The organism is Streptomyces sp. (assembly GCF_031178505.1).
Lineage (GTDB): Bacteria > Actinomycetota > Actinomycetes > Streptomycetales > Streptomycetaceae > Streptomyces > Streptomyces gulbargensis.
This window is the reverse complement of the sequence record NZ_JAPSIW010000508.1, coordinates 1-5,256: the sequence shown is the minus strand read 5'-3', so window position 1 is coordinate 5,256 and position 5,256 is coordinate 1. Positions and strand designations below refer to the sequence as shown.

General features: G+C 75.1%; 5 protein-coding genes. 2 read left to right on the top strand and 3 right to left on the bottom strand.

The features are described from left to right. The first annotated feature begins 60 nt into the window (after positions 1 to 60). Positions 61 to 804 carry a class E sortase gene (locus RIF68_RS26515; protein ID WP_309053821.1) on the top strand — a complete coding sequence of 248 codons (744 nt, stop codon included), beginning with the start codon at positions 61 to 63 and terminating at the stop codon, positions 802 to 804. Positions 805 to 849: 45 nt separating this feature from the next. Here RIF68_RS26515 and RIF68_RS26510 read toward each other — a convergent pair whose 3' ends face one another. The 3 genes from RIF68_RS26510 to RIF68_RS26500 all read right to left on the bottom strand — a co-directional run bounded on the left by RIF68_RS26510 (position 850) and on the right by RIF68_RS26500 (position 4,380). Continuing rightward, a complete protein-coding gene (locus RIF68_RS26510) occupies positions 850 to 1,401 on the bottom strand; it encodes a hypothetical protein (protein WP_309053820.1) in 552 nt (183 codons plus the stop codon). Beyond that, positions 1,398 to 1,769 (bottom strand): PadR family transcriptional regulator, encoded by a 372-nt coding sequence (locus RIF68_RS26505; protein WP_309053819.1) that lies wholly within the window; start codon positions 1,767 to 1,769, stop codon positions 1,398 to 1,400. Before RIF68_RS26505 ends, RIF68_RS26510 begins: the two co-directional genes overlap by 4 nt. Before the next feature lie 82 nt (positions 1,770 to 1,851). Continuing rightward, entirely contained in the window at positions 1,852 to 4,380 is a 2,529-nt protein-coding gene (locus tag RIF68_RS26500) for a glycoside hydrolase family 3 N-terminal domain-containing protein (protein WP_309053818.1), read from the bottom strand. Positions 4,381 to 4,797: 417 nt separating this feature from the next. Here RIF68_RS26500 and RIF68_RS26495 point away from each other — a divergent pair, with 417 nt between their 5' ends. After that, the gene (locus RIF68_RS26495; RefSeq protein WP_309053817.1) at positions 4,798 to 5,217 is read left to right on the top strand and encodes a hypothetical protein; all 420 of its coding nucleotides are present in this window, start codon (positions 4,798 to 4,800) and stop codon (positions 5,215 to 5,217) included. Positions 5,218 to 5,256 lie beyond the last annotated feature (39 nt).

The following is a 5,256-nucleotide window of genomic DNA, read 5'->3' as shown; positions in this document are numbered from 1 at the left end:
GGTCGTCCGAGAGGCCGGGGCGCTTCTCGCCGGCGCGGGCCTCGGCCCGGGCGGTGGCCCATGACATCCCCCCGCAGCGCCGCGCCGCGCGCCCGCCGTCCCCTCGGCACCGCCCTCGCGGCCTGCGCGCTGACCCTCCTCGCGAGCTGCGCGGCGGCCCCCGACGAGGCAGGCGCCGCCGCGAGCCGTACGGCCGTCACCGCCCTCCACGCCCGCGTCGCGGGTCCGCCCGCCGCCCCGGATCGGCAGGGTCCGTCCCCGTCCCCCTCCCCGACGGCGCGGCCGCGCGCCGCCGAACTGGACATCCCGTCCATCGGCATCCGGGACCTGCGTGTCCTGCCGTACGAGGGGACGACCGACGACCCGGCCGGCACCCGGATCCAGGACCGGGGTGTCGCCGCCAGCCCCCACGGGAGCCGCGGGGGCGTCGGGCCGGGAGACATCGGCAACTACCTGGTCACCGCCCACCGGCTCTCCGCGGGCGGCCCGCTGCGCGACCTGCCCGCGCTGAAGACCGGGGACGTGGTGTACGTGACGGCCGGCGGCACCGTCCACGAATACCGGATCGTGGAGACCCGAACGACCTCCTTCCGCTCGGCACGCTCCCTCGCCGAGCAGCGGGCGGCCGTCCCAGGGGAGCCCGGGGAGAAGCCCACCCGGGCCATGATCACCCTGTCCACCTGCGCCACGCCCGAGGACGACGCCGCGGGCAACTTCTGGCGCGACGCCCAGGGAAACCCCGAGCACCGCATCGACAAGATCGGCGTCCTGTCCGCCACCCGGCCCGCGCCGGCCGGCCCCTGACCCGGCCCGGCGGTTCGGTCGGCCGACGGACCGGCGGGCCGAGGGTCAGGGCCGGGCCGCACGCCGGAGAGCCGTCGCGCCGGCGAACGGGACACCGGCCGACAACGCGATGACCGCCAGGAGTTCGAGCGGTCCGATCCGGGAGGCCGCCCCAAGGAGGCCGCCGACCACGAGGACGAGCGGGGGCGCCACCGCCGTCACCGTACCCGTCAGCTTCTGCCGGGTGGTCCACAGCGGCGAGTTCCACAGCAGGGCCAGGCCGGCGAAGAGGGCGACCGTGCCGAGGAGCGGGTGGAGCAGCACCAGCAGCCCGGCGGAGGCGAGCAGTCCCAGCGTCAGCCGGACCCGTCCCCGCCCGCCGTCCGGCGCCCGCCGCGCCGCCGGCTCCTCCGCCAGGGCCGAGGCGGCCACGGTCCGGGCGTCACCCAGTCGGTTCAGCACCGCACGGACCTCCTCGTCGCTCCCGGCACCGCTGACCTCGATGTGCTCGCGGAGGTCGGCGAGCAGTTCCGCCCGGCGCTCCGGCGGCAGCGCGGCCGCCTCGCGGGCGACGGAGTCGAGGTAGGCGGCGGCGAGCGGGTGCTCGGTGGCGTTCATACGGGATCCCCCTGCGGGTGGTTGAGGAAGTGGTCGACGGCGTCCCGGAACAGGGGCCACACCCCGGCGAACTCGCCCAGGGCGGCCCGGCCGCCGGCCGTCAGCGTGTAGTAGCGGCGCGGTGGACCGCTGGGCGACTCGCGGAGCCGGGTGTCGACGAGGCCCTCCCGCCGCAGCCGTGACAGGAGCGGATAGATGGTGCCCTGACTGGTCGTCATGACACTGACCGCCGCGAGCTCGCCCAGAAGCTCGACGCCGTACTTCGGTCCGTCCCTGAGCAGCGCGAGAACGCAGTACTCCAGCACGCCCTTGCGCAGCTGACTGGGCACCCTGCCCCCCGCCTCGTTCATTGCGTCACCAGGTACCATGCCATGCAAGGTACCTCGTGGGATGGGCGCGGACAAGGCCCCCGGGCGCGCGCCGGAGCCCGGGGGCCGTATCACCGCCCCGTCACGTTTCCGCCGCCGCGTACGCCTCCCTCAGCTTCGTCACGGCTCCGACGGGGTCCCCGCTCATCAGCAGGTGGTCCGCCTCGGCGAACGGTTTCGCCATGGGCTCGGCCACGCGCGGGCCGATCCGGTCCTGGACGATCAGACGGGCCCGGTCCACGAGCCGGCGGGCCTCCGGCGTGTGCGCGCGGCCGGCGGCCCGGAGGGCGTGGACGGTCCGTTCGACCGCCCGCAGGGCGGGCGCGCCCCCGGCCGGTGGAGGAGCGAGTGTCGTCAGCCCCCAGCCGTACGGGAACAGCGGGGCGTAGCGCGCGTCACCCACGTTCAGCGGGAGCTGGGACTCCGACGCGGGCCAGGAGACGGGCAGCCGGCCGGTGAAGGGCCGCCTTCCGTAGAGCACGTCGGCCACCCCGTCACCCTCGGTGCCGGGCAGCCAGGACGCCACCAGGGCGTCGATCACGGGGAGCCGGTCGCCCAGCAGCTGGGGCCGGCCGGAGACGACGAGCACCGCGCAGGGCACGGCCCCGCACACCCGGTCGATCGCCGCCCGGTCCGCGGCCGCCGGCTCCAGGACGTGGCCGTTGCCGACGTCCCCCACGCCCTCGGCGTAGGGCGCCTCGCCGATCACCACCACGCCGACGTCGTACCCGCCGACGGGGGCCGAGGCGTCCGCCGAATACGCGATGTCCGCCCCCGGGGCGGCCCGGCGCATCGCCTCCAGGATCGTCGTACCGGTCGTCGTCCGGCCCGGTGCCCCCTGCCACGAGAGGGTCCAGCCGCCGGACTGACGACCGAGGTCGTCCGCGTTCGACCCCGCCACGTACACCCGCTGCCCCGGCCTCAGCGGCAGCACGGCGCCCTCGTTCCTCAGCAGCACCTGGGACCTGGCCACCGCCTCCCGCGCCACCGCTCGGTGCGCGGCCGAGCCGACCGCCGAAAGGTGCGTCGTGTCCGCGTACGGCTTCTCGAACAGCCCCAGGCGGAACTTCTGCGTCAGGATCCGGCCCACCGCGTCGTCCACGCGCGCCATCGGCACCCGCCCGGCCTCCACCTCGGCGACGAGCACCCGCACGAACTCCGGGTACTCCGTCGGCACCATGATCATGTCGAGCCCGGCGGTCACCGAGGTGCGTACGTCGCTCGCGTAGTCGCCGGGAAGCTGGTCGATCGCCTGCCAGTCGCTGACGACGAACCCCTCGAAGCCCATCCGCCCCTTCAGTACCCCGGTGATCATCTCCGTGTGCGCATGCATCTTCACGGGCCCGCGTCCGTCCCCGAGGACGTCGAGGGAGGAGTACGAGGGCATGACCGTCCCGGCCCCGCGCCTGACCGCCTCCGCGAACGGCGCCAGGTGGACCGCCTCCAGCTCCGCGCGCGTGACCCGGGTGATCCCCTGGTCGACGGTGTACGACCCGGTGGACGAGGAACCGTAGGCCGTACCCCCGTCGCCCACGAAGTGCTTGGCGCTCGTCAGCACTTTGTCGCCGCGGTCGAGATCCGTCCCGTCCGGCGCGCCCTGCATGCCCCCGATCACCGCCGCCATCGCGGTGACGAGAGCGGGATCCTCCCCGAAGGACTCGTACGAGCGCCCCCACCGTTCGTCCCGGCTCACGCACAGACAAGGCGCGAAGCTCCACGGCACACCCGTCGCCCGCACCTCCTTCGCCGTGACGGCGGCGGTCCGCTCCGCGAGCCCGGGATCGCGGCCGGCGCCGATGCCGATGTTGTGCGGCATGATCGTCGCCCCGGCCACGTTGTTGTGCCCGTGGACCGCGTCCACGCCGTACAGCAGCGGAATCTGCAGACGGGTCGCCCGCGTGCGCAGTTGGTACGCGTCGGTCATCCGGGCCCAGGCCGCCGGCGTGTTGGGCGTGGGCGCCGACCCGCCGCCCGACAGCACCGAACCGAGGCCGTACCCGGCGATGTCCCCGGGAGCGCGCAGCGCCCCGCGCTCCGCCTGCGTCATCTGCCCGGCCTTCTCCCGCAGGGACATGCGTCCGAGCAGATCCGCCACCCGCTCCCGCGTCGGGAGGCTGGGGTCGAGGTACGGCAGCCCGTGCGCGTTCACCACGACGAGCGGCGTCTCGGCGGGCCCCCGGGCGCCCCGGACCGTCAGCCTCAGCGCGACGGTCTCGGCCTCCTCTGCGGCCCCGTCGCGCAGGGCGGTCACACGGACGGAACGGCCCGCCCCGGAAGGCGTACCGGCGGGAAGGACGAGGCTGCCGCGCACCGGCGTGTAGTCCCGCCCCGGTTCGGCGCTCCCGCCCTCCGTCGCGTACGTCACGGTGACGGGTTCCGCGAGCACGGCCGCGCCGGGCGTGACGACCGACAGGTCGACGCGGGCGGTGCCGCCCTCGTCCACGGGGTGCACGGCGGACCGTGTGACGACGAGGGCCGGAGCGGGGGCGCCGGCGGGGAGCGGAGCGGCGGTCGCGGCGCCCGGCGGGACGCCCGTGGGTGCGGTGGCGAGGACGACGGTCGCGGCGAGCGGGACCCACCGCGCCGCCCTTCGGGACGGAAGACGTGTCATACCGGGTCCTTCGGCACGGGACCGCCGGACCGGAAGGCCAGGGGCGGCCCCTTCCCCCGGGACACCACCCGTACGGCTCCCGCCCCTGCCCCTACGCCCCACGGCGGCCGGACGCCGTGCGCCTCTTCGTGCCTGCCGCCGTGCCGCAGTTCCTCGACGCTGCTGCTGTGCGACACGAGCACCACCCCGACCCCGGTCACCCTCACGGTCGTCGACGACTCCGTCACCACGATCGGCCTCGGGCGGGCCAACCCGGACCTGCCGGGTTCCCATGCCGCCCTGTCGTCCGGTGCTGCCCTCGCCTACCCCGCCGACCCGAACGCCTCCGCCGGCGACGGTGCCCAGGTCTACCGGACCGCCGTCGGCCGCATCACCGCCGCCCCGCCCAACTGCGCAGGAGCCGCCGGAACTCTCACCGTGCCCGCACGCGTCACCCAGAACGGGCCAGGCACGGGCCAGGGCCAGGTCGGCTCACTGTGGCTGTATCGCGACACCGCAGAGATCGCCGGGGACAGCGTCATGCCGAACACCCCCGTCGGCCACGTCGAGACGCTGACCGTCTCCACCCCCGTCACCGCGGCGGACCTGGCCGGGGGCAACCTCTACGTGGCCCTGTACCTGGAGACCTTCCACATCACCAGCAAGTCGTGGACCGCCGACCAGTTCTCCGTCACCGCGCAACTCGACGGCTGCGCCGTGCCGTTCCTGCGCACCCTCGTCATCGACTGCAACACCGGCGCCGTCCCCTGTCATGCGGACACCACCCTGGACGGACACCCGTACACGCCCACCGGCCCCGTCGGTCAGTGCGACCAGCCCAACGCCGGATCGGTCTGAGCTCCGCTCCCAGTCGCGCTCCCGCGGGGATGTGACGTG